This window comes from Cobetia sp. cqz5-12 (assembly GCF_016495405.1).
Lineage (GTDB): Bacteria > Pseudomonadota > Gammaproteobacteria > Pseudomonadales > Halomonadaceae > Cobetia.
This window is the reverse complement of sequence record NZ_CP044522.1, coordinates 577395-601856: the sequence shown is the minus strand read 5'-3', so window position 1 is coordinate 601856 and position 24462 is coordinate 577395. Positions and strand designations below refer to the sequence as shown.

The 24462-nt window shown below is 62.2% G+C and carries 19 protein-coding genes; 8 read left to right on the top strand and 11 right to left on the bottom strand.

All coding sequences use genetic code 11. The features are described from left to right. Window positions 1-35 precede the first annotated feature (35 nt). Entirely contained in the window at window positions 36-1187 is a 1152-nt protein-coding gene (locus F8A90_RS02595) for an oxidoreductase (protein WP_200018821.1), read from the bottom strand. 286 nt (window positions 1188-1473) lie between these two features. Here F8A90_RS02595 and F8A90_RS02590 point away from each other — a divergent pair, with 286 nt between their 5' ends. The 7 genes from F8A90_RS02590 (at window position 1474) to glpQ (ending at window position 9952) form a co-directional block, all read left to right on the top strand. Beyond that, window positions 1474-2139 (top strand): NAD(P)-binding oxidoreductase, encoded by a 666-nt coding sequence (locus F8A90_RS02590; protein WP_200018819.1) that lies wholly within the window; start codon window positions 1474-1476, stop codon window positions 2137-2139. 184 nt (window positions 2140-2323) lie between these two features. Next, entirely contained in the window at window positions 2324-4270 is a 1947-nt protein-coding gene (locus tag F8A90_RS02585) for an exoribonuclease II (protein ID WP_166019841.1), read from the top strand. Window positions 4271-4561: 291 nt separating this feature from the next. Next, window positions 4562-4939, top strand: coding sequence for a hypothetical protein (locus tag F8A90_RS02580; protein WP_200018817.1), 378 nt, complete (start codon window positions 4562-4564; stop codon window positions 4937-4939). A 690-nt stretch (window positions 4940-5629) separates the two neighbouring features. After that, window positions 5630-6754, top strand: a complete 1125-nt coding sequence (locus F8A90_RS02575) for a glycosyltransferase family 4 protein (protein ID WP_200018815.1) — start codon at window positions 5630-5632, stop codon at window positions 6752-6754. Then, complete coding sequence (locus F8A90_RS02570) at window positions 6747-7589, top strand: DUF2334 domain-containing protein (protein ID WP_200018813.1); 843 nt, start codon at window positions 6747-6749, stop codon at window positions 7587-7589. The genes F8A90_RS02575 and F8A90_RS02570 overlap by 8 nt, the downstream gene beginning before the upstream one ends. A 63-nt stretch (window positions 7590-7652) precedes the next feature. Then, window positions 7653-8657 (top strand): lysylphosphatidylglycerol synthase transmembrane domain-containing protein, encoded by a 1005-nt coding sequence (locus F8A90_RS02565; protein ID WP_043333997.1) that lies wholly within the window; start codon window positions 7653-7655, stop codon window positions 8655-8657. A gap of 134 nt (window positions 8658-8791) precedes the next feature. Then, a complete protein-coding gene (gene glpQ / locus F8A90_RS02560) occupies window positions 8792-9952 on the top strand; it encodes a glycerophosphodiester phosphodiesterase (RefSeq protein ID WP_200018811.1) in 1161 nt (386 codons plus the stop codon). 132 nt (window positions 9953-10084) lie between these two features. On the opposite strand, the gene F8A90_RS02555 is transcribed toward glpQ, so the two are convergent. The 10 genes from F8A90_RS02555 to sdhC form a co-directional block, all read right to left on the bottom strand. Then, complete coding sequence (locus tag F8A90_RS02555; RefSeq protein WP_200018809.1) at window positions 10085-10627, bottom strand: DUF302 domain-containing protein; 543 nt, start codon at window positions 10625-10627, stop codon at window positions 10085-10087. A gap of 300 nt (window positions 10628-10927) precedes the next feature. Beyond that, window positions 10928-11800 carry a succinate--CoA ligase subunit alpha gene (gene sucD / locus F8A90_RS02550; RefSeq protein ID WP_043333998.1) on the bottom strand — a complete coding sequence of 291 codons (873 nt, stop codon included), beginning with the start codon at window positions 11798-11800 and terminating at the stop codon, window positions 10928-10930. Continuing rightward, window positions 11800-12966, bottom strand: coding sequence for an ADP-forming succinate--CoA ligase subunit beta (gene sucC, locus F8A90_RS02545; protein WP_043333999.1), 1167 nt, complete (start codon window positions 12964-12966; stop codon window positions 11800-11802). The genes sucD and sucC overlap by 1 nt, the downstream gene beginning before the upstream one ends. Before the next feature lie 108 nt (window positions 12967-13074). Continuing rightward, window positions 13075-14514: a dihydrolipoyl dehydrogenase gene (gene lpdA, locus F8A90_RS02540; RefSeq protein WP_166019835.1), complete on the bottom strand. Its 1440-nt coding sequence runs from the start codon at window positions 14512-14514 to the stop codon at window positions 13075-13077. Window positions 14515-14627: 113 nt separating this feature from the next. After that, window positions 14628-16199, bottom strand: coding sequence for a 2-oxoglutarate dehydrogenase complex dihydrolipoyllysine-residue succinyltransferase (gene odhB, locus F8A90_RS02535; RefSeq protein WP_200018807.1), 1572 nt, complete (start codon window positions 16197-16199; stop codon window positions 14628-14630). A 51-nt stretch (window positions 16200-16250) separates the two neighbouring features. Beyond that, window positions 16251-19085: a 2-oxoglutarate dehydrogenase E1 component gene (locus F8A90_RS02530; RefSeq protein ID WP_200018805.1), complete on the bottom strand. Its 2835-nt coding sequence runs from the start codon at window positions 19083-19085 to the stop codon at window positions 16251-16253. A 227-nt stretch (window positions 19086-19312) separates the two neighbouring features. Then, window positions 19313-20017 (bottom strand): succinate dehydrogenase iron-sulfur subunit, encoded by a 705-nt coding sequence (locus tag F8A90_RS02525; protein ID WP_043333105.1) that lies wholly within the window; start codon window positions 20015-20017, stop codon window positions 19313-19315. A gap of 159 nt (window positions 20018-20176) precedes the next feature. Beyond that, on the bottom strand, window positions 20177-21949 hold the full coding sequence (gene sdhA / locus F8A90_RS02520; protein WP_166019832.1) for a succinate dehydrogenase flavoprotein subunit: 1773 nt from the start codon (window positions 21947-21949) through the stop codon (window positions 20177-20179). Between the two features lie 3 nt (window positions 21950-21952). Further along, window positions 21953-22300 carry a succinate dehydrogenase, hydrophobic membrane anchor protein gene (sdhD, locus tag F8A90_RS02515; RefSeq protein WP_043333107.1) on the bottom strand — a complete coding sequence of 116 codons (348 nt, stop codon included), beginning with the start codon at window positions 22298-22300 and terminating at the stop codon, window positions 21953-21955. After that, a complete protein-coding gene (sdhC, locus tag F8A90_RS02510) occupies window positions 22294-22671 on the bottom strand; it encodes a succinate dehydrogenase, cytochrome b556 subunit (protein ID WP_043333108.1) in 378 nt (125 codons plus the stop codon). Before sdhC ends, sdhD begins: the two co-directional genes overlap by 7 nt. Before the next feature lie 391 nt (window positions 22672-23062). On the opposite strand from sdhC, the gene gltA reads away from it, so the two are divergent. Beyond that, window positions 23063-24349 carry a citrate synthase gene (gltA, locus tag F8A90_RS02505; protein WP_166019831.1) on the top strand — a complete coding sequence of 429 codons (1287 nt, stop codon included), beginning with the start codon at window positions 23063-23065 and terminating at the stop codon, window positions 24347-24349. Window positions 24350-24462: the final 113 nt, after the last annotated feature.

Genomic DNA, 24462 nt, shown 5'->3' with positions numbered 1-24462 from the left:
TATCTCACCTTCGATGGTTTCAGCCTTCGAGGATTTCAGCCTTCGCTGGCGATGCCGGCCTCCAGCCACTTCATCACGCGCAGCGCCTCGTGGGGCGGGGTCGGATTGTCACCCTGGCCGCGAATGCAGTCGCGCAACCCCGCATACCAGGCCGGATAGTCACCATCACGGCCCTGATGGGTGCCCCCTACCAGTACCTGCTCGCCTTCGGCGCCGTCCGGGTCGGTCTCCAGCACGGTCAGCATTCCGGGACGCGCATCCCGCCCCCACTGGCGCGCCTGGCGCTCCTGCGGGTCACGCGAGGGCCAGTCACCGGCCTTGAGGCAATCCTCCTGAGGGTCGAGCCCGAACACCACATAGCTGCCACGGGTGCCGTGCGCGGCGAAGCGTGCCGTCGGCGCCGCCGTCAGTGCGCTGGCGTGCAGCTCCACCACCAGGCCGGGGTGCCTTGGATGGTGGGCGTAATCGAGCACGGCGTGGAAGAAATCATCGGTCACCGCGCCCTCGCGCTGTACGCGACGCGTGAGCTGGATGGCGGCTGGTTCGCCGAACAGGCACAGCGCCTGATCCAGCAGGTGCGGGCCGAGGTCATACCACAGGCCGCTGCCAGGCAGTGCCTGCTCACGCCAGCGGTTCGGCACCGTCGGGCGGAAGCGGTCGAAGTGGGATTCCAGATGCGCGATGCGCCCCAGGGTGCCGTCGTTGATCAATTCCGCCAGCGTCAGGAAGTCGGCATCGAAGCGCCGATTGTGAAATACCGCCAGCACCCGTCCGGCCTGCTCGGCCTGGCGGGTCAGGGCCTCGCCTTCTTCAAACGTCACCGTGAAAGGCTTGTCGACGACCACATGCTTGCCTGCCGCGAGCGCCGCAGAGGCCAGCGGGGCGTGGGTCTCGTTGGGCGTCGCGATGATGATCAGATCGATGTCGTCACGCGCAAGCAAGGCCTCAGGAGTGGCCTCCACTTCCAGTTGCGGACGCTCGGCTCTGACGACCTCGGGCCGCGAGGTGGACAGCGCCACCAGCGCCAGCCCATCCGTGGCCTCGATCAAGGGTGCGTGAAAGGTGCGCACCGCCATGCCATAACCGATCAGCCCGACCCGAATCGCGCTCTCGGAGGGGAAGGCGGCGCCGTGCCATGCGGCGGTGTCGTCATGATCATCAGTGTCGGGGTGGGCTATGCGGCTCATCGGGCATCCTTGTCGTTGACGCAATCTTGAGGGAGTGGTGCCTGGCAGCGCCATCCTAGCAAGGCTCCCGAGCCACAGACAGAGATGACAGCCGCCTTTGATACTTGATCATCGCAGACTTCATCCCGCGAGCGAGTCGCCGCGTAATGCCCGCTATCGGCCAGCAGTCCCCTTGAAGTCTCGAGGCTCAGCCCGCAGACCTTGCTGTACCAGGAGAGGCGTGGCAGTGAGCGGGAATGTCATTCGCCAACCACCTCGCCATCAGACTCACGAAGGAGCAGACAGCATGCGCAAGACGCTCATCATCGGTGCCAACGGCAAGATCGGTCGTCAACTCTGCGAGAAGGCTCAGGCCGACGGCGAACCCGTCGTGGCGATGATCCGCTCGACCGAGCAGCAGAGCTGGTTCCATGAACGCGGAATCCCGACGGTTCTGGGCGATCTGGAAGGCGAGATGCGCCAGGCCTTCTATGGCTGCGATCAAGCGGTGTTCGTCGCGGGCTCCGGCCCGAATACCGGCCCGGACAAGACACTGACCATCGACCTGCACGGTGCGATGCGCACCGCGGAGCTGGCCGCCGAATTCGGGCTGTCGCGCGTGATCCAGGTCAGCTCGATCCGCTCCGAGACACCGCTGGCAGGACCAGAGGCGATGCGCCCCTACTTCGCGGCCAAGAAGGCAGCCGACCTGTGTCTCGCCGAGAGTGGCCTGCGCCACGTCATCGTCAAGCCCGGCCGTCTCACCAACGAGAGCGGCAGCGGCAAGCTGACCCAGAATGCCGATGATTCCGACGAGATGCAGGTCTCGCGCGCCAATGTCGCCGAGTTCCTGCTCGGCTTGATCAAGGCCCGCGAGATCGGTGGCCGTCATCGCAAGGCGCCCATCTTCACCCTGTTCGACGGTGATACGCCGGTATCGGGCCTGCTGAACGCCACGACGAACGCCGACTGAGCGCGCGCCCGAGCCTGTGGCGAAGTGCACTGGCAGGCCGCTTTCGCCAGGCTTGCCCACGCTTGACCTGCCGCTCATCCACGCCTGCGCGCAGCCCGCGCGGGCGTTGGGCCATCTGGTAGCTTTCCCCCCATGCTCCATGTCCGTATAGTGAGCCACTGACCCCGCCAACAGAACTTCCGAAATGCTGCAGAACAATTCGCTGCTGGCGCAGCTGAAAGATCAAATCCGCCAGGAAATTCCCCGTGTCACGGGGGTGATCAAAGGCACCGACAAGGGCTTCGGCTTCCTCGAGTGCGAGGACGGCGAGTCTTACTTCGTGCCGCCACCCGCCATGAAGCAGGTACTGCACGGCGATACCGTCGAAGCGACCGTCAAGGTGGAAGGTGAGAAGAAGTCCGTACAGCCGGAAGTGCTGATTGAGACGGGTGTCGATCGCTTCGTCGCTCGTGTCGGCAAGCGTGATGGCCGCCTGAACGTGATGCCGGATCATCCCTCCATCAACACGCGCATGAAAGCGCGCGTGAAGCGTGGCATCAATGAGGAAGCCCTCAATGATGGCGACTGGGTCGTGGCACGTCTGCTGCGTCACCCGATGCGCAAGGATGACCGCAGCTTCTTCGCCCAGATCGAGGAAGTCATCGCCACCGTGGACAATCCGCGTGTGCCGTGGCGCGTCACCCTGGCGCGTCACGCGTTGGAACAGGCCTCTCCGGAGGGCGGCAATGACTGGCCGCTGCTCGAGGAAGGCCTGACTCGCGAAGACATGACCCACGTGCCCTTCTTCACCATCGATGGTGAGAAGACGCGTGACATGGATGACGCCCTGCACATCGTCGAGCGCCCGGAAGGCGGCTGGACCCTGAGCATCGCCATCGCGGACCCGACCGCCTACGTGCCGGAAGGCAGCCGTGTCGACGAGGAGGCGCGCACGCGCTCCTTCACCGTCTACCTGCCGAGCCAGAACGTCACCATGCTGCCGGAAATCCTGGCCGATGATCTGTGCTCGCTGAAGGAAGGTGAAGACCGTCCGACGCTGATGTGCATCGTCGACATCGATACCGATGGCGTGATCGGCGAGCCGAAGTTCTTCGCGGCCACCATGCGCTCCCACCACCGCCTGACCTACGACAACGTCTCTGACTGGATCGAAGGCCAGGAAGGCAGCTGGAAGCCGGAAACCGAAGAGCTGGCCGAAGGTCTGCGTCAGCTGGAAGCCTTCACCCAGGCGCGCATCGCCTGGCGTGCACGCAATTCGCAGGTCTTCCGCGAGCGTCCGGACTTCGAGTTCGAGCTGGATGAGGAAGGCAACGTGCTCAACGTGCGTGCCGACCACCGCCGCATCAGCAATCGCATGATCGAAGAATCCATGATCACCGCGAACCTGAGCTGCGCACGTCTGCTCTCCAAGCACATCGGTCACGGTATCTTCAACGTGCACCAGGGCTTCGCACCGGAGAAGTACGACGACACCATCGAGTTCCTGGCTGGCCAGAACATCACCGCCACGCCGGAACAGCTGGGCAGCCTGGAAGGCTACCGCCTGATCCGTCAGGAGCTGGACAGCCGCGAAGATACCTGGCTGGACGTGCGCATGCGTCGCTTCCAGGGTTACACCGTGATGTCCGCTCAGCCGGGACCGCACTTCGGACTGGGTCTGGAAGCCTACGCGACCTGGACCTCGCCGATCCGCAAGTATGGCGACATGGTCAACCACCGCTTGATCAAGCGCGTGATTCTCGGCCAGGACGTGCCGGCGGAAGCCACCGAGCAGCTGACCGAGCACCTCAGCGAACGTCGTCGTCTCAACCGCATGGCGGAGCGCGATGTGAAGGACTGGCTCTACGTGCGCTACCTGACCAAGGCCGCCGAAGAACAGCAGGTCTTCACTGGCGAGATCATCGACATCCGTCGTGGCGGCATGCGTGTGCGTCTGGAAGAGAATGGCGCCAGCGTCTTCATTCCGGCACCGCTGATCCACAGCGATCGCAAGAAGGTCGCGATCGATGACAAGGAAGGCCGCGTGCGCATCGAAGACGAGCTGCGTTACTCACTGGGCGACATCATCAAGGTTTCCTTGACCGAAGCCCGTGAAGAGCGTCGTTCACTGGTGGGTCGTCCGGCCGAATAAGCCACGACCCACCACTGCCGTATGTAACTGCCTTGTCATCACGGGCAATTGCCACGGCCATCTACGCCCCGGAGCGCTCTGCGCCCGGGGTGTTTTTCGTTCTTGTGCATTGCGTATACGATGCGTGTACCAAGCGTGAGAAATTGTAATTTTGTGAAACAGAAGCTCACGCTATACTCCTCACATCGACACACGACATCTGCTTTCACTGCTGCAGCGTTACTGGATTGACCCAAGCGCGAATGACTGAAGCCTGTCCCTGATGAAGTTCGTCCATGCGAGGACCCGGAAATGAAAACTCATCGCTCCACTGCAGCTACCTCACTGCGTCACCTGGACGAGCATGCCGCCATCGTTCGTCACCCGGCCATGAGCTACGCCCGCATCGACGCTGGGGCAGACGGCAGCTCAGGCAGAAGCTCGGAAGGTAGCTCCACCTCTCCAGAGCGCCAGCGTGAGATTCAACGTGAAGCGATGGAACATGTCGCGATGCTGCTGGAACGTGATCGTCGCCGGACCCGCAATCGTCTGCTGCTGGCCGCCGGCCTGCTGCTGAGCCTTGTGCTGCTCGCCAGCCAGCGCCCGGCCGAGCCGGAAGCCGCCTTCTCGCAGGAGCTTGGCCAGGCCATGCCCAGCGCCCTGCACCTGTCCCAGCATGGACTGGCGTGATGACACCCGATCTCCCTCTATCAGGACAGATAGCGATGCCAGGACCCCATGCAGCACCAGGCACGGATGCCAGACATGACTAAGTCGATCTACAGCTAGACCCTGCAATGCCCGCCCCGGCGATCCTCCCTGTCGCCCCCTGTATTCCTGTAGTGCACGCACTTGCCCTGTCCGGTGGCTCCAGACAGGGTCTTTTTTTGCCTGTCTTTTGCCTGTCGCGGGCTTCTCTTGCGCGGCGCTGGGCAGAAGCCAGCTGCCGCACTCCCTGCTGGAGCACGCCAGCATGGCGAAACGCCTTTCTCCCCCTGGCAGAGAACCTGATGCCAGGAGCCTGATGACAGATATCCGAGAGCGGGAGCGCATCGCACCAACATTGTTCCCTGTTGTCACACAGACCAGTCATCTCCTGAGGTAACGTCATTGCCAGCCGCAGTGTGGAACATCGCCTGGCGAGACGTCTCGTCACGCGCGACACCGCATGTCATGCCGCGTGCCCTTGGTTTCACGTCGGGTTCCCCCCATGACTTGACCAGAGGCTCGTTCATCATTGCCACTGGCTTGCTGGAACCTGCGTGCTCGATCGCGTCTTTCCAAAGCACCCGGAAGCACGACAAGGCAGCCATGGCGGGCAGTGACGTCGGGATTCATCTTCATCGCGCACGACCGGTAAAGCGGTCTTGAGGAGTCCGTGTGCATATCGCTGACATGACCATGTTCCATGCCCCCTCCAGTGGCGGGGTCAGAACCTACCTGGAAGCCAAGCGACGACGTCTGCGGACGCGGCCCGATGTTCGTCACAGCCTGCTGGTCCCCGGTGAGACCACCAGCGTCAGTGATGACCTCTATAGCGTGCCGGCACCGCCCATTCCGTTCGGCAACGGCTATCGCTTCCCACTGCGCCGAGGCGGCTGGGTCAGCACGCTGCTGGCACTGCAGCCGGATGTCATCGAGGCCGGCGACCCCTACGTCACGGCGTGGGCGGCACTCGATGCCGGTCGCAAGCTCGATGTCCCGGTACTGGGCTTCTATCACTCGGACCTCCCACGCCTGATCACCAATCGCCTCGGCGAGTGGTCAGGGGCCAATGTCGACCGCTACGTCAAACGCCTCTATCGCCACTTTGATCGCGTGCTGGCCCCCAGCCAGGTGATGGCCGACCGGCTCGATCGGCTCGGCATCGACAACGTCCATATCCAGCCACTGGGCGTCGATCTCACCACCTTCCACCCTGACTGCCGCGATGAGGGTCTGCGCCGCGAGCTTGGCCTGGAAGACCACGTGCGCCTGCTGGCCTTCGCCGGGCGCGGCTCACGCGAGAAGAATCTGGATGAGCTGCTGGAAGCCGCCCGCCTGCTCGGCCCCGACTACCATCTGCTGTTGATCGGCTCGGGCATGCCACGGCATCTTCCTGACAATGTCAGCGTGACCGGACATTTCTGCAGCAGCACCGAAGTGGCGCGCCTGGTGGCCTCGGTGGATGTGCTGCTGCATGCCGGCACCCAGGAAACCTTCGGTCTGGTGGTGCTGGAGGCCATGGCCTGCGGCACGCCTGTGGTGGCGGCTCGTGCCGGCGCGCTGGCCGAGAATGTGCCACTGGGCTGTGGTCAGCTCTGCAACCCGCACTCGCCGCATGCCATGGCGCGTGCCGTGCAGGAAGTCTTCGCCAATGACCCCGCCGCCCTGGGTCGCCAGGCGCGTCGTCATGTCGAGAAGCATCATGCCTGGGACAGTGTCGTGGATGGCTTGCTCGGCCATTATCACGCGGTCACCGGGACTCGCATGCAACCGGTACTCGAAGAGGTGACCCATGGCTGAGTCGTCTGCTGCCAAGCAGCACTTCCTGCTGGTCCTCCATGATGTCGCGCCAGAGACCTGGCCCGACTACCGGGACTTCGTCGCCGAGGTGGACGCCCTCTGCCAGGCACGCCTGAATCATCCCTGTCCGATCACCTGGCTGGTGGTGCCTGACTTCCATCATCGCAGCACCCTGGAAGATGCTCCGGAATTCATCGCCCTCCTGGACTCCCGCCGTCAACAGGGAGACGAGCTTGCCCTGCATGGCTTCCATCACTGCGATGACGCGCCAGCCCCCCGCACCCCGCGTGATTACCTGATGCGCCGCGTGCTGACCTGGGAGGGGGAGTTCTATCCTCTCGATGAGGCCGAAGCCAGACGACGCCTGCTCAAGGGCGCCGCACTCTTCAAGCGTCTCGGCTGGCCGCTGGACGGCTTCGTGGCTCCCGCCTGGCTGATGAGTGACGGCACTCGTCAGGCCCTGAAGTCTCTCGACTTCCGCTACACCAGCGATCCCCAACATCTCTATCGGCTGCCTGACTTCAAGGTCATCGATGCGCCAGGGCTCGTGTGGAGCGCACGCTCCGCGCCACGCCGCCTGATGTCGCAGTGGTTGACGCAACGCAAGCTGAGCCGCGAGCAACAGGCGCCGGTGTTGCGTCTGGGCCTGCATCCGGTCGATATGCGTCATGAACGCTCACGCCAGTATTGGCTGACGCTGGTCGAGCGCCTGCTCGATGAGGGACGCCTGCCGATGACCAAGATCGGCTGGCTGACGCAGCAGGAACTGCTCACCCCCGCCACGCCTAATACGACGCAACTGAACTCGCACCAGGCGGCTCACAGTGCTGCCTGATACCCACCCACCGGATGAGTCCCGTCGTATGGGCCTTGTGACAACCCGCTGCGGGAATCTGCCATGAATCGTGCCCTCTGGTTACTGGGTGCTGGCCTTGTGATGGTCATCGCGATACCGCTGGTGCTGGGTGGCAGCGGACTGGGTGGCCAGTTGCGCCAGTTCCCCCTCGACACCTTCCTCTTGATGCTGGGCATGATCGTGATGTGCTGGAACCTGAACGCCGGCCGGTTGCGTCTACTACTGGCCGGCCGGGGCGGTCATCTGGGGCAGCGCCGCGCCGTCGGCATGGTGATGGCCACCGAATTCGCCATCAGCGCCACTCCTGGCGGAAGTGGCGGCCCGCTCACCCTGATGGGGCTGCTATCTCGCCAGGGGGTACGCCCGGCACAGGCCACGGCGGTATTCGCGGTCGATCAGATCACCGACATGCTGTTCTTCCTCTCGGCGCTGGCCAGCATCGGGCTCTACGCCCTCTCACATACCATCGACCTGCGCCTGGGGTGGATGCTGGCCGTGCCGGCGCTGTTGCTGATCATCGGCTTTGGCCTTTTGGCCGCACTGGGCAAGCATCATCGGCGCCTGCTCAAGACCAGCGGACGCCTGCTGCGCTGGCTCAAGGTGCGCCATCGCTCACGCGTCAAGCTGGCGCGGGGCCTGATCCACTTCCGCCATGCGCTGGTCGAGACACTCGCCCTGCCGCGCCTGACGCTGAGCCTGATCTTCCTGCTCTGCTGTGCCCATTGGCTGCTGCGCTACTCGATCCTCTATCTGGCCGTGTCCGGGCTGGGGCAGGACATCGACTGGAGCTGGACCTTCATCGTGCAGATGCTTTCGCTGGCGGCGGGCCAGCTGACGCTGTTACCCGGCGGTGCCGGAGGCGCGGAGCTGTCCTCCACTGCCCTGCTCAGCCCGATGATCGGCGCCGCCAGTGCCGCGGCGGCCGTGGTGATCTGGCGAGCGGTGACCTTCTATTTCTACCTGATCGCCGGCGCCCCGGTGTTCTTCGTGATGGCGGGACGCAGCATGCTGGGAAGCTTGCTCAAGCGTCGCTCGGCGACCACCTGACAGGACAACCGAGCAGCGCTGCAGACATCATCATGAAAAACACTTGACCATCGCCATATGAATAAGATTTTGTTATGTTGGCAGGCGGCTTTATTGAACGACCATACAATAACCACAGCTCAAGGTGATCTCACATGCCGCATCCTTCCCAGCGTCACCCGACTCCCGTCCGCATTCGCCGCCCGCTGGCCATGATGGGCGTGGTCGGCTCGCTGCTGGCCACCTCGACCTCAGCGGCACTCGCTGATGACAGCCCGCTGCGCAGCATCGACCCCGGCCATTGCACAGACAAGGTCGTGGTCGCCCACCGGGGGGCCTCAGGCTACCTGCCGGAGCACACACTCGCCGCCAAGGCGATGGCCTACGCCCAGGGCGCCGACTTCCTCGAGCAGGACGTGGTGATGAGCAAGGATGACCAGCTGGTGGTGCTGCACGACCGCTTCCTGGATCGCGTGACCAATGTCGCCGAGGTCTTCCCCGAGCGTGCGCGTGACGATGGCCGCTACTACGCCATCGACTTCACGCTGGACGAGCTGCGCAAGCTGTCGTTCAGCGAGGGCTTCACCGTCAAGGATGGCGAGCAGGTTGCTGACTACCCCGAGCGCTTCCCGCTGGGCAAGTCCCACTTCGGCCTGCACACCCTGAGTGAAGAGATCGAGATGATCCAGGGGCTGAATCACTCCACCGGGCGCGATGTCGGCCTGTATGTGGAGATCAAGGCGCCCTGGTTCCACCAGTCGGAAGGCAAGCAGGTCTCGCGCGCGGTCCTCGAGACCCTCAAGCAGTACGGCTACGTCGCGCATGATGACAACGCTGTCGTGCAGGTCTTCGATCCCAATGGCCTCAAGCGCATCCACGACACGCTGCAGCCCGAACTGGAGATGGACCTGCGTCTGGTGCAGCTGATGGGCGAGACCAGCTGGGACATGACCTTCCAGCCGGATGCGGATGGCAAGCTTGAACCCTATGACTATGACTGGATGTATCAGGAGGGCGGCATGCAGCGCATTGCCACCTACGCCGATGGCATCGGGCCGTGGAAGCCGATGGTGATCGAGGACAGCTCGACTCGGGACGACATCAAGGTCACGCCGCTGGTCGAGGAAGCCCATGCGCAGGGGCTGATCGTGATGCCATACACCTTCCGACTCGATGAAGGCCGCATCCCGGACTGGGCCAGCGATTACGACGACATGCTGCGCGCCTTCTTCGTCGACGCCAAGGTCGATGGTGTCTTCACGGACTACCCGGACCGCGCCGTGCAGTGGCTCAAGAACAATGGCGACGCCCTATAGGACATCCAGCAGCCAGCAGGGGGACATCAAAAAGCCGGACTCCGTGAGGAGTCCGGCTTTCTCGTCCTGATCGATCGTCAGCGCTCGCTGTCAGTGCACGATTTCAGCATCGACACGTGATGAGCGCTGCCTTCATTGACCCGCCGCTTCGGCGGCCAGCCCCTTGAGCAGCCCGGCGATCTTGTCCAGTGGCAGCTTGCAGTCGCCGAGATCATGACGATTGGCCATGTACTGGGGATCATTCCACTCGATCACGCTGCCGCCCTCCACGGCGCGAATCAGCATCTTCTGCGGCAGGTCCAGGGCGGCCGTCCCGTTGCACTGCATCAGCAAGGTGCCCACCTTGGGATTGCCGAAGATGACGGTATGCGTCGCGGGCAGCTCCATGCCCACCTTCTCTGCACCCGCCTCATGATCGATGACGGTGAACAGCGTCAGCCCCTTGGCCTCGAGCGCCGTCTCGAGACGCGCCTGGACGCTGGCGACGTCATCACGGCTGGTCACCGACTCGATGCCCTTGGCGGGCACCTGCATGCTCGCTGACGCTTCTGGGGCGGAGGCTGCCGCCGCGCCGGAATCTGCACTGGCAGACAGCGGTACACCAGCAGCCAACGGCAGGGAGAGCAGCGCCAGCAGGCGCGCGGAGCGCGTGAGGGCGGGGAATGACTTGAGCATGGAACATCCTTATCAGTGAGTCGTGTTGCGCCGTGGGGCATCTGCACGTGTCGCTTGGTCAGGTGCCAATGAACAACCATCAGATTAGCAACTGCTTGATATGAACGCACCTGTCGCGCCTGCACCTGTAAGACACCTCTCCCCTCGCCTGTACCACCGGCCGCAGGTAGTAAACCCGCCGACATGCACTCGGGAGCGACTGGCGGCGGCCAGAAACGAAAAAAGGGCAGGCCCTGTGGGCCTGCCCTTTCTGTGACATGCGATCCGCTTGGCGCCGATCGCTGTCAGGAGGTCAATGGCTTACCAGCCAGTGACTTCCTTGATGGCATCGCCGATCTGCGCGAGGGAACGCACAGTCTTGACGCCAGCCGCTTCCAGAGCCGCGAACTTCTCGTCGGCAGTACCCTTGCCGCCGGAGATGATGGCGCCTGCATGGCCCATGCGCTTGCCCGGAGGCGCAGTCACACCAGCGATGTAGGAGACGACCGGCTTGGTGACGTTCGCCTTGATGTAGGCAGCTGCTTCTTCTTCAGCAGAACCGCCGATCTCGCCGATCATGACGATGGCTTCGGTCTTCGGGTCCTTCTCGAACATCTCGAGGATGTCGATGAAGTTGGAGCCCGGGATCGGGTCGCCGCCGATACCGACACAGCTGGACTGACCGAAACCGTGGTCAGTGGTCTGCTTGACGGCTTCGTAGGTCAGGGTGCCGGAACGAGACACGATACCGACCTTGCCCGGCTGGTGGATGTGACCCGGCATGATACCGATCTTGCACTCACCCGGAGTAATGACACCCGGGCAGTTCGGACCGATGACGCGCGCGCCCAGCTCGTCGCACTTGACCTTGACTTCCAGCATGTCGAGAGTCGGCACGCCTTCGGTGATGCAGACGATCAGCTTGATGCCTGCATTGGCCGCTTCAAGGATGGAATCCTTGCAGAACGGTGCCGGCACGTAGATGACGGACGCTTCAGCGCCAGTCTCGGCAACGGCTTCGGCGACGGTGTTGAACACCGGCAGGCCCAGGTGAGTCTGACCACCCTTGCCCGGCGTCACGCCACCGACCATCTTGGTGCCGTAGGCGATGGCTTGTTCAGAGTGGAAGGTACCCTGGCCACCAGTGAAGCCCTGGCAGATCACCTTGGTGTTCTTGTCGATCAAAATGCTCATTACTTGCCCTCCGCAGCTTTGACAACCTGCTGCGCCGCGTCAGTCAGGCTGGTAGCAGCGATGATGTTCAGACCGCTTTCGGCCAGCTTCTTGGCGCCGAGTTCAGCGTTGTTACCTTCCAGACGCACCACGACCGGCACGTTGACACCGACCTGCTCGACGGCACCGATGATGCCTTCGGCGATCATGTCACAACGCACGATGCCGCCGAAGATGTTCACCAGAACAGCTTTGACGTTGTCGTCGGACAGGATGATCTTGAATGCTTCTGCAACGCGTTCCTTGGTAGCACCGCCACCCACGTCGAGGAAGTTGGCCGGCTTGCCGCCAGACAGGTTGACGATGTCCATGGTGCCCATCGCCAGGCCTGCGCCGTTGACCATGCAGCCGATGTTGCCGTCGAGGGCAACGTAGTTCAGTTCGAACTTGGCAGCATGCGCTTCACGCTCGTCTTCCTGAGACGGATCGTGCATCGCCTGCAGGTCCGGGTGACGGTAGACGGCGTTGGCGTCGATGTTGATCTTGCCGTCGAGGCAGTGGAGGTTGCCTTCGTCGGTGATGACCAGCGGGTTGATTTCCAGCAGCGCGAAATCCTTGTCGGCGAACATCTTCGCCAGACCCAGGAAGATCTTGGTGAACTGCTTGATCTGGGTCGGGTTCAGACCCAGCTTGAAGGCCAGTTCACGCGCCTGGTACGGCTGTGCGCCGACCAGCGGATCGATCTCGGCTTTCAGGATCTTTTCCGGCGTCTCTTCAGCAACCTTCTCGATTTCCACGCCGCCTTCAGTGGAAGCCATGAAGACGATGCGACGAGTGGTGCGGTCTACGACGGCGCCCAGGTACAGTTCTTCGGCGATGTCGGTGCAGTTCTCGACGAGAATCTTGGTGACCGGCTGACCGTTTTCGTCAGTCTGGTAGGTCACCAGGTTCTTGCCCAGCCACTGGGTCGCAAAGTCGGAAGCAGCCTGTGCGCTGTCGACCAGCTTGACGCCGCCAGCCTTGCCGCGGCCACCTGCGTGGACCTGTGCCTTGACGACCCACTTGTCGCCGCCAATCTTCTTGCACGCTTCAGCAGCGTCTTCCGGGGTGTCAACGGCAAAGCCCTTGGACACCGGCAGGCCATAATCGGCAAAAAGTTGTTTTGCCTGATATTCGTGAAGGTTCATCGTGTCATGCCATTGGTTGCATTAGACTCGAACGGCAGTCGCAAGATGCCACTGCCACCGTTCGCCCCGGCCTGGCCGGGGCGACGCGCCTCTTGTTCGGAAGGACGCTTACTTGCGCTTCTTGCGGTTTGCGATGTGAATCGCATGCCCGTCAACGGCCAGCGCGGCTTCGTGCACGGCTTCCGACAGCGTCGGGTGAGCCGTGCAGATCAGTGCGAGGTCTTCGGCGCTTGCGCCGAACTCGAGGGCAGTCACACCCTGTGCGATCAGCTCACCGGCATGCTGGCCGATGATGTGAACGCCCAGGACGCGATCAGTCTCAGCGTCGGCAATGATCTTGGCCAGACCTTCAGTGGCATTGTTGGCCATGGCACGACCGCTTGCCGCGAACGGGAAGCTGCCGGTCTTGACTTCGATGCCTTCGGACTTGGCTTGCTGTTCGGTCTTGCCGACCCACGCCACTTCCGGGAAGGTGTAGATGATGCTCGGGATGGCGTCGTAGTTCATCTCGGCCTTGTGGCCGGCGATGATGTCGGCAACCATCACGCCCTCTTCAGAGGCCTTGTGCGCCAGCATCGGGCCACGCACCACGTCGCCGATGGCGTAGACGCCCGGCACGCTGGTCGCGCACTGGTCATCGACGTGGATGAAGCCACGCTCGTCCAGATTGATGCCGACATCGCTGTCGAGCAGGCTCTGGGTGTACGGACGACGGCCGACCGCGACGATGATCTTGTCGAAGGTCTGTTCCTGTTCGCCGTTGGCGTCGGTGTACTTGACGACGACTTCGCTGTCCTTGATGTCGGAACCGGTCACACGGGCGCCGAGCTTGATGTCCAGCCCTTGCTTCTTGAGCAGCTTCTGGGCTTCCTTGGCGACGGCCGCATCGACCATCGGCAGGAAGCTGTCGACCGCTTCCAGCACGGTGACTTCAGAACCGCAACGGCTCCACACGCTACCGAGCTCGAGGCCGATGACACCGGCACCGATGACACCCAGACGCTTCGGCGCTTCGTCGAACTCGAGCGCGCCGGTGGAATCGACGATCAGACCTTCGGTCAGCGGCGTCGGCGGAATCTCGACCGGCACGGAACCGGACGCGATGACGATGTTCTCGGCTTCGTAGGTCGTCTTGCCACCGTCGTGATCGGTCACTTCGACCTGCTTGTTGGGCAGCACCTTGCCGGTACCTTCCAGCGCGGTGACACCGTTGGCCTTGAACAGACCGGAGATACCGCCGGTCAGGTTCTTCACGATCTGCGCCTTGCGCTCGATCATCTTGGCCACGTCGATCTCGACGCCGTCAGCCTTGATGCCCAGTTCGGCGAACTCATCACGCGCTTCGACGTACTTGTGCGAGGTTTCCAGCAATGCCTTGGACGGAATGCAGCCGACGTTCAGGCAGGTACCGCCGTGAACGACCTTGCCTTCCTTGTTGACCCACTTCTCGACGCAGGCGGTCTTCAGACCCAGCTGAGCAGCGCGGATAGCGGCAACATAGCCACCAGGGCCAGCGCCAATGACGATCACATCAAATTTATCGGCCATGTCTCTTCCTGTTGGTGCAGTTCGATTCGGGTTGGCAACCCGGCGAGTGTCAGTGCCACCCGCCGGGGCCGCTCACGCCCTCGAGATCCTCAAGGACGTGAGACATTGCGGTCTCAGACGTCGAGCAGGAAACGAGCCGGATCTTCCAGCAGGTCCTTGATGGCGACGAGGAACTGGACTGCATCCTTGCCATCGATCATGCGGTGATCGTAGGACAGTGCCAGATACATCATCGGACGGATGACGACCTGACCGTTCACGGCCATCGGACGCTCCTGGATCTTGTGCATGCCTAGGATGGCGGTCTGCGGCGGATTCAGGATCGGGGTGGACATCAGAGAACCGAAGATGCCGCCGTTGGTGATCGTGAAGGTACCGCCCTGCATCTCATCGATGCCCAGCTTGCCGGCGCGAGCACGCTGACCGAAGTCGACGATGGTCTTTTCGACATCGGCAAGCTTCATGCTGTCGGTATCACGCAGCACCGGCACGACCAGACCGCGGTCGGAAGACACGGCAACACCGATGTCCTGGTAACCGTGGTAGACGATGTCGGTGCCGTCGATGGAGGCATTGACGTCCGGGAAGCGCTTGAGCGCTTCGGTGGCCGCCTTGACGAAGAAGCCCATGAAGCCGAGCTTGGTGTCGTGCACCTTCTGGAAGGTGTCCTTGTACTGCTTGCGCAGTTCCATCACCGCGCTCATGTCCACTTCGTTGTAAGTGGTAAGCATGGCAGCGGTCTGCTGGGCATTGACCAGACGCTTGGCGATGGTCTGACGCATGCGGCTCATCGGCACGCGCTTCTCGGGACGCTCGCCCTCGAAGGCCGGAGCGGCCTTCGGAGCAGCAGCCGGCTTGGCTGCGGCAGGCTTGGCAGCGGACTTGCCCGCAGTGCCTTCCTTGACGGCCTTGGCCACGTCTTCCTTCAGCACGCGACCGCCCTTGCCGGTACCGACCAGCTTGCTGACGTCCAGATCGTGCTCGGCGACCATCTTGCGGGCTGCCGGGGCGAGGATCTTGTCGCCGACCTTCTCGTCCTGACCTTCATCAGACCCGGACTTGTCGTCGCTTGCCTCAGCGGCCGGAGCAGCGCCACCGGAAGCACCAGCGCTGAACAGCGCCAGCACGGCTTCGGTCTCGCAGGTATCGCCTTCCTGCACCTTGATCTCGCTCAGGGCGCCATCGGCCGGAGCCACGACTTCCAGCACGACCTTGTCGGTCTCGATCTCGACGATCAGTTCGTCGCGCTCGCAGGCTTCACCGACCTTCTTGTGCCAGGTGGCGACGGTGCCTTCAGCGACGGATTCCGGGAAGCTCGGCGCCTTGACTTCCAGCGTCTTGCCTTCGCCACCGGCGGCCGGCTTGCTTTCGGCCTTAGCGTCATCCTTGCTTTCGGACTTGCTCTCAGCGGCGGAGTCGTCCTTGGCGTCAGAAGACGCAGCGGCGTCTGCATCACCGATGGAGCCCAGCACTTGCTCGGACTCGCAGGTGTCGCCTTCCTGAACCTTGATCTCGCCCAGGGTGCCGTCCTGCGGTGCGACGACTTCCAGCACGACCTTGTCGGTCTCGATCTCGACGATCAGCTCGTCACGCTCGACGCTGTCGCCGGGCTGCTTGTGCCAGGTCGCCACAGTGCCTTCGGCGACGGATTCCGGAAAAGACGGCGCTTTGATATCGATAGCCATTGGAGTTCCTTAACTCAATTCTCTCTCGGTGCCCTTGCGGGTCGCGAGCCTTTACTTGTTGAAGGCGTCGTCGACCAGCTGGCGCTGCTGCTCGTTATGAACGGACATGTAGCCCGCGGCAGGTGCCGCAGAGGCCGGGCGTCCGGCGAAGTCCAGGCTCATGCCAAGCCCCTGACGGTGCTGCTCAGCGACCTGACGCATATGGTGCTGACTCTGGTACCAGGCACCCTGGTTGAGCGGCTCTTCCTGACACCACATCACCTGCTCGAGATTCTCGTAGTCGGCGATGGCGGCCTGGAGCTCTTCCTTCGGGAAGGGATAGAGCTGCTCGACACGGATGATGGCAACATCTTCACGGCCCTGCTCGGCGCGATAGGCGGCCAGGTCGTAGTAGACCTTGCCTGCACACAGCACGACACGCTTGACCTTGGAAGCTTCCAGGTTGCCCTTGTCGGACAGCACCATCTCGAAGCGGCCATCGGCCAGCTCGTCGAGGGTGGAAGTCGCTTCCTTGTGACGCAGCAGAGACTTGGGTGACAGCACGACCAGCGGCTTGCGCAGCGAGCGGATGACCTGACGACGCAGCAGATGGTAGATCTGCGCCGGCGTGGTCGGCATGCACACCTGCATGTTGTGCTCGGCACACAGCTGAAGGTAACGCTCGAGACGCGCAGAGCTGTGCTCCGGGCCCTGGCCCTCATAGCCGTGCGGCAGCAGCATGGTCAGACCACACAGGCGGCCCCACTTGCTCTCGCCGGAGGAGATGAACTGGTCCATCACCACCTGGGCGCCGTTGGCGAAGTCACCGAACTGGGCTTCCCACACGACCAATGCCTTGGGCATGGTGGTGGCATAGCCATATTCAAAGGCCAGCACCGCTTCCTCGGAGAGGTAGGAGTCATGGATGGTGAAGGTCGCCTGACCATCCTTGATGTGCTGCAGCGGCACGTAGGTGTCGCCATCCTTCTGGTTGTGCACCACCGCGTGACGGTGGGAGAAGGTGCCACGACCCACGTCCTGACCGGTGATACGCACCGGATGGTCGGCATCGACCAGAGTGGCGTAGGCCAGTGTCTCGGCGAAGCCCCAGTTCAGCGGCATGCCACCAGCGGCCATCTTGCGACGATCTTCGTAGATCTTGTTGACCTGACGCTGGACCGAGATGCCGTCCGGCACTTCGCACATCTTGTTGGCGAGCGCCTGCAACTGCTTCATGTCCATCGAGGTATCGGCAACGCCGGTCCACTCGTGGCCCAGATACGGCGTCCAATCGACGAACAGACCGGTATTGGGCTGCTTCACCAGCGCATTGGCAACGTGGTTGCCGGCATCCAGGTCGGCACGGTACTGATCGACCAGGTGCTTGGTCTCTTCCGCGCTGAGCACGCCTTCCTCGACCAGACGGTCCGCATACTTCTCGCGGGCAGTCTTCTGGGACTTGATCTTGGCGTACATCAGCGGCTGGGTACCGGACGGCTCGTCGGCTTCGTTGTGACCGCGCTTGCGGTAACACACGAGGTCGATCACGACGTCACGCTTGAACTGCTGACGGTAGTCGATGGCGACCTGAGCGGCGTGCAGCACGGCGTCCGGATCATCTCCGTTGACGTGGATGATCGGCGCCTGAACCATCTTGGCGATGTCGGTGCAGTATTCGGTCGAGCGAGCGTCATCGGCACGCGAGGTGGTGAAGCCCACCTGGTTGTTGATGACGACATGCACGGTACCGCCCGTCTTGTAGGCACGGGTCTGCGACATCTGGAAGGTTTCCATGACCACGCCCTGACCGGCGAATGCCGCGTCACCGTGGATGGAGATCGGCAGTACGCTGTCGCCTTCGCTGTCTTCGCGACGGTCCTGACGGGCACGCACGGAGCCTTCCACCACCGGAGAGACGATTTCCAGGTGCGACGGGTTGAACGCCAGCGCCAGGTGCACTTCGCCGCCCGGGGTCATGACATTCGAGCTGAAGCCCTGGTGGTACTTCACGTCGCCGGAACCCTTGGCAATCTGCTTCTTGCCATCGAATTCCTCGATCAGCTCTGACGGGCTCTTGCCCAGCAGGTTGACCAGCAGGTTTAGACGGCCACGGTGGGCCATGCCGATCACGACTTCCTTGGTACCGTACTTGCCGCTGCGCTGGATCAGCTCATCCATCATCGGAATGAAGGATTCGCCGCCTTCCAGACCAAAGCGCTTGGTGCCCGGGTACTTGCTGGCGAGATAGCTCTCGAGGCCTTCGGCGGCGGTCAGACGTTCCAGCACGTGATGACGGACATCGCGTGAGAAGTTCGGCTTGGAACGTACGGACTCGAAACGCTGCTGCAGCCAGCGCTTCTCTTCCGTGTTGACGATGTGCATGAACTCGGCGCCGATGCTGCGGCAGTAGGTCTGCTCCAGCGCGGCGTGGATTTCCTTGAGCGGTGCAACATCCTTGCCGAGGAACAGCGAGCCGGTCTGGAACTCGACGTCCATGTCAGCGGCGGACAGCTGATGGAAGGACAGTTCGAGGTCCGGAACCGGTGCCGGCTTGCGCAGACCGAGGGGATCGATATCCGCCTTCTGGTGGCCACGGAAGCGGTAGGCATTGATCAGCTGGAGAACACGAACCTGCTTCTTGTTCTCGCTGCTTTCGCCCGCAGAGACAGCCACCGGGCGGCGACTGTTGCGACCCATCTCATAGAACTGATCACGGATCGGCGCTAGCGGAACATCCTGGGAGGGGCTGCCGTCATGACGCGGCAGAGTATCAAAGTAGTTGCGCCACTCGTCGGGAACCTCATTCGGGTCGACAAGATAACGCTCGTAGAGATCTTCTACGTAGTGGACATTCCCCCCGCTCATATGGGAAGTGCGCCACATCAACTCCATTGTGCCTTCTTGCATCTCTCGGTCACCCTGACTGATGGGGTGGGGTAGGCGCCTGACAAGCGCTGTCGGCGTCACTCGATTATGCCCTGTATGGCGAAACCATGGAGGCCTTCACCATCTGAGTCTTCTTTTATCGTCAAAAGCCGGTGCACAAGGCACCGGCTTCAGCAAGCTGTGCGCTGCGGCAAGGTGTGACACCCTGCCGCAGCTGACGTGCATCATAGCAAGCTAAGGCGCGGCTTTTAAGTGGCGTTTGCCAGCAAAAGCTCACGAATCTTGCCGATGGCACGTGTCGGGTTCAGACCCTTGGGGCAAACCGCGACACAATTCATGATTCCGCGACAACGGAATACGGCAAACGGGTCATCCAGCTCGCTCAGACGCTCCTTGGTGGCGGTGTCACGCGAGTCCGCCAGGAAGCGATAGGCCTGCAGCAGACCGCTCGGACCGACGAACTTGTCCGGGTTCCACCAGAAGGACGGGCAGGCAGTCGAGCAGCAGGCGCACAGGATGCACTCGTAGAGACCGTCGAGCTTGTCACGGTCTTCCGGCGACTGCAGACGCTCGATGGCCGGTGCCGGCGTGTCATTGAGCAGGTACGGCTGGATGCGCTCGTACTGCTTGTAGAAGATGCTCATGTCGACGACCAGGTCACGCACGACCGGCAGACCCGGCAGCGGACGCAGCACCAGCTTGTTGTCCTTGACGACTTCGGACAGAGCGGTGACACAGGTCAGGCCGTTCTTGCCGTTCATGTTCATGCCGTCCGAACCACAGACGCCTTCACGGCAGCTGCGACGATAGGCCAGCGAGCTGTCCTGTTCCTTGAGCATTTCCATCACGTTCAACACCATCAGGTCACGACCCTGGGTGTCGACCTGAAACTCCTGCATGTACGGCGCAGTATCGGTTTCAGGGTTGTAGCGGTATATGGATACCTGAAGCATGGTTTCCCCTCCGGGCAAACGGGTCAGGTGCATGCGGTGACCTGCATGCACCTCGATCACGGCGAACTCAAGCGAGCGTGAACTCGAGCGAGTGCGAACTTGGTCTGAAGGAAGACGCGGCGTCCCGAACGGGTCGGCACGTGCGCCTTCGGTTCAGACTCAGTAGGTACGAATCTTCGGCTCGAAACGCTCGACGGTCTTCGGCGCGAAGTTCACGTCACGCTTGCCGACACGCTTCTCGTTCGGGAAGAACAGAGAATGCTTGAGCCAGTTCTCGTCATCACGATCCGGGAAGTCGTAACGGGAGTGAGCACCACGGCTTTCCTTGCGGGTCAGGGCCGCAATGGCAGTGGCTTCCGCCACTTCCATCAGGTTGTCCAGCTCGAGGGCTTCGATACGCGCGGTATTGAAGACCTGCGACTTATCGGACAGACCCGCCTTGGCGATACGCTCGCGCAGCTCGGACAGCTGCTTGACGCCCTCTTCCATCTTGTCTTCCTGACGGAAGACACCGAAGGAGTTCTGCATGATCTGCTGCAGTTCGCGCTTGAGTTCCGGCACGGACTCGCCGCTCTCGGACTCGTTCCAACGGTTCAGGCGCACCAGGGCAGCATCGATGTCGCTCTGGGTCGGCTCGAGGTACTCGACACCTTCGTTGAGCGCGCTTTCGATGTACTTGCCCGCGGCGCGACCGAAGACGACCAGATCCAGCAGCGAGTTGCCGCCCAGACGGTTGGCACCGTGAACGGACACACAGGCCACTTCACCCACGGCATAGAGGCCGTTGACGATGCGGTCGCTGCCGTCTTCGTTCTGTGCGATGGCCTGACCGTGCACGTTGGTGGCGATGCCGCCCATCATGTAGTGGCAGGTCGGCACGACCGGGATCGGCGCGTTGGTCGGGTCGACGTGCGCGAAGGTCTTGGACAGCTCGGAGATACCCGGCAGGCGCTTGTTGAGCACTTCCTCGCCCAGGTGATCCAGCTTCAGGAAGACGTGGTCGCCATTCTCGCCACAGCCACGGCCTTCCAGGATCTCCATGACCATGGAGCGCGCGACGACGTCACGGCCCGCGAGGTCCTTGGCGTTCGGCGCATAACGCTCCATGAAGCGCTCGCCGTCCTTGTTGACCAGGTAGCCGCCTTCACCGCGGCAACCCTCGGTGACCAGAACGCCCGCACCGTGAATCCCGGTCGGGTGGAACTGCCACATTTCCATGTCCTGGACCGGCAGACCGGCACGCAGTGCCATGCCGATACCGTCGCCGGTGTTGATCAGGGCATTGGTGGTGGAGGCGTAGATACGGCCCGCACCGCCAGTGGCCAGAACGGTAGCCTTGGACTTCACGACCACGGTCTCGCCGGTCTCGATGCACAGGGCAATCACGCCGACGATATCGCCGTTGGCATTCTTGACCAGATCGATGGCATACCACTCGTCGAGGAAGACGGTGCCATTCTTCAGGTTGGCCTGATAGAGGGTGTGCAGCAGGGCGTGGCCGGTACGGTCAGCCGCGGCGCAGGTACGTGCCGCCTGGCCGCCCTTGCCGAAGTCCTTGGACTGGCCACCGAACGGACGCTGATAGATGCGGCCGTTGTCGAAACGGGAGAACGGCAGACCCATGTGCTCAAGCTCGAAGACCGCTTTCGGGCCTTCGGTACACATATATTCCGCAGCGTCCTGATCAGCGATGTAATCGCCACCCTTGACGGTGTCATACATGTGCCAGCGCCAATCATCATTCGGATCAGCAGAAGCGATGGCACAGGTGATACCGCCCTGGGCAGAGACAGTATGCGAGCGGGTCGGGAAGACCTTGGACAGCACGGCGGTCTTCTTGCCGGACTGGGACAGTTCGAGACCGGCACGCAGGCCAGCGCCGCCGCCGCCGATGATGATCGCGTCGAATGTCAGGCTACGCATGGTGGACATGTATCAGGCTCCCCACAGGACTTGAACGCCCCAGACCAAGAAGATGAACAACGCAAGGATGACGAAGACCTGGAAACCGAAGCGCAGTGCGGTCGGCTTCATGTAATCGGTCGCCACGGTCCACAGACCGATCCAGGCGTGTGCGGCAATCGAGATGAATGCCATCAGAGAGAAGATGCGCATTGCCGTGTTCTCGAACAGACCACTCCAGGTGGTGTAGTCGAGGTTCGGATGGAGCAGCAGGTAGCCGACCATGAACACGGAATAGACTGCCAGAATCACGGCAGAAACACGCTGCAGCACCCAGTCGGACAGACCGCTGCGGCTGAAATTGGTGATGTTGTTTACCATACCCAGACTCCCGCCAGGACCACGAGAACAGCACTGATCACGACAGTGACCTGCGCCTTGCGATTAGCACTTTCCAGTTCGACACCAATATCCATGTCCATCAGCAGGTGCTTGATACCAGCCACGAAGTGGAAACCGAGGGCAGACAGCAGGCCCCAGGCCACGATCTTGGCCAGGAAGTTGGTCGCCAGGGTATCACGCACCGCCTCGAACCCTTCCGGGGAGGACAGCGAGGCATCGAGTGCCCACAGCGCAAATACCAGGCCCACGAACAGAATCACGCCGGTAATACGGTGGGTGATTGAAGTCAGCGCAGGGAGAGGGAATTTTATCGTCGTCAGATCGAGATTTACGGGTCGTTTGCTATTCACGGCTCTTACACACTCTCTTGGCCCAACACGGACGCAAGCCCGCAGGGGCGGTGGTTTGAGGAAGGGTCTCGGGCGCAGGCCATCCACGGTACCGAGCCGAATTTCCCGCCAGTCGCGCGACGGAGGATTATAGGGGTTGGCCATTGGCATGACAAATGGCATGACGTCGCAGGGCCGCAACCACGGATTGCACAAAATGCAGTGAACAGGACGCGACCTGACGCCACGGGATACACAAACGTCGGAGAACTGACGCACAGCAGCATGGCGTGCGTCTCTACGCCGTGTGGCGAATTGACAATCCTTCGCGGGCTTCTATAGTGGGCGGGATTGATGCAAGCCCGGCATGGCAAGCAAGTCAAAGAGTTACGCGAATAATGAGGAGGTCGGCATGACTGACAAGAAAGCGACATTGACAGTAGACGGTATCGACAAGAGCATCGAGTTCCCGGTCTATTCCGGCACGCTCGGCCAGGACGTCATCGACGTTCGCGGCCTGACCGCCGAAGGCATGTTCACCTACGACCCGGGCTTCGTTTCCACTGCCGCCTGCGAATCATCCATCACCTTCATCGATGGCCAGAAAGGCGTACTGCTGCACCGCGGCTACCCCATCGACCAGCTGGCCAAGAGCTCCAACTACATCGAGCTGTGCTACCTGCTGCTGTTCGGCGAGCTGCCGAGCGACGAGGAATACGACAAGTTCGCCCAGCTGATCGGCAACCACACCATGGTGCACGAGCAGATCGTCAACTTTTTCAAGGGCTTCCGTCGCGACGCCCACCCGATGGCGATCCTGTGCGGTGTCGTCGGTGGCCTGGCCGCCTTCTACCACGACAACCTGAACATCAACAACGAGAAGGAACGCTACGTCAGTGCGGTGCGCCTGATCGCCAAGATGCCGACCCTTGCTGCCATGTGCCACAAGTACAACATCGGCCAGCCGTTCATGTACCCGCGCAATGACCTCTCCTACGGCGAGAACTTCCTGTACATGATGTTCGGCAACCCGTGTGAGGAGTACAAGATCAACCCGGTGTTCGCCAAGGCGATGGACACCATCTTCATGCTGCACGCCGACCACGAGCAGAACGCCTCGACCTCCACCGTGCGTCTGGCCGGCTCCACCGGTGCCAACCCGTTCGCCTGCATCAGCGCCGGCATCGCGGCACTCTGGGGCCCGGCACACGGCGGTGCCAACGAAGCCGTGCTCAACATGCTCGACGAGATCGGTGAAGAGTCCGAAGAGAATATCCAGCGCTTCATCGACAAGGCCAAGGACAAGGATGACCCGTTCAAGCTGATGGGCTTCGGTCACCGCGTCTATCGCAACTTCGATCCGCGCGCCAAGGTCATGAAGGAGACCTGTGACGAAGTGCTGGAGCAGCTGGGCATGGCCGACGATCCGCAGCTCAAGATCGCCAAGCGTCTGGAGCAGATCGCACTGGAAGATGAGTACTTCATCGAGCGCAAGCTGTACCCGAATGTCGACTTCTACTCCGGCATCATCCTCAAGGCGATCGGCATCCCGACCAACATGTTCACGGTCATCTTCGCCATGTCGCGCACCATCGGCTGGATCTCCCACTGGAACGAGATGATCGCCGGCGGTCACCGCATCGGCCGTCCGCGTCAGCTCTACACCGGCCACCCGCAGCGCGACTATCCGGCCAAGTAAGCCACGTCGCACCCCGGCAGCCGACCGAAACCGCCTCTCAGGAGGCGGTTTTTTTCGTTGCTGACCGCCGTCCCCACCTCTTCTCGCCCGCCTCACACCCCTGCCACCACTCC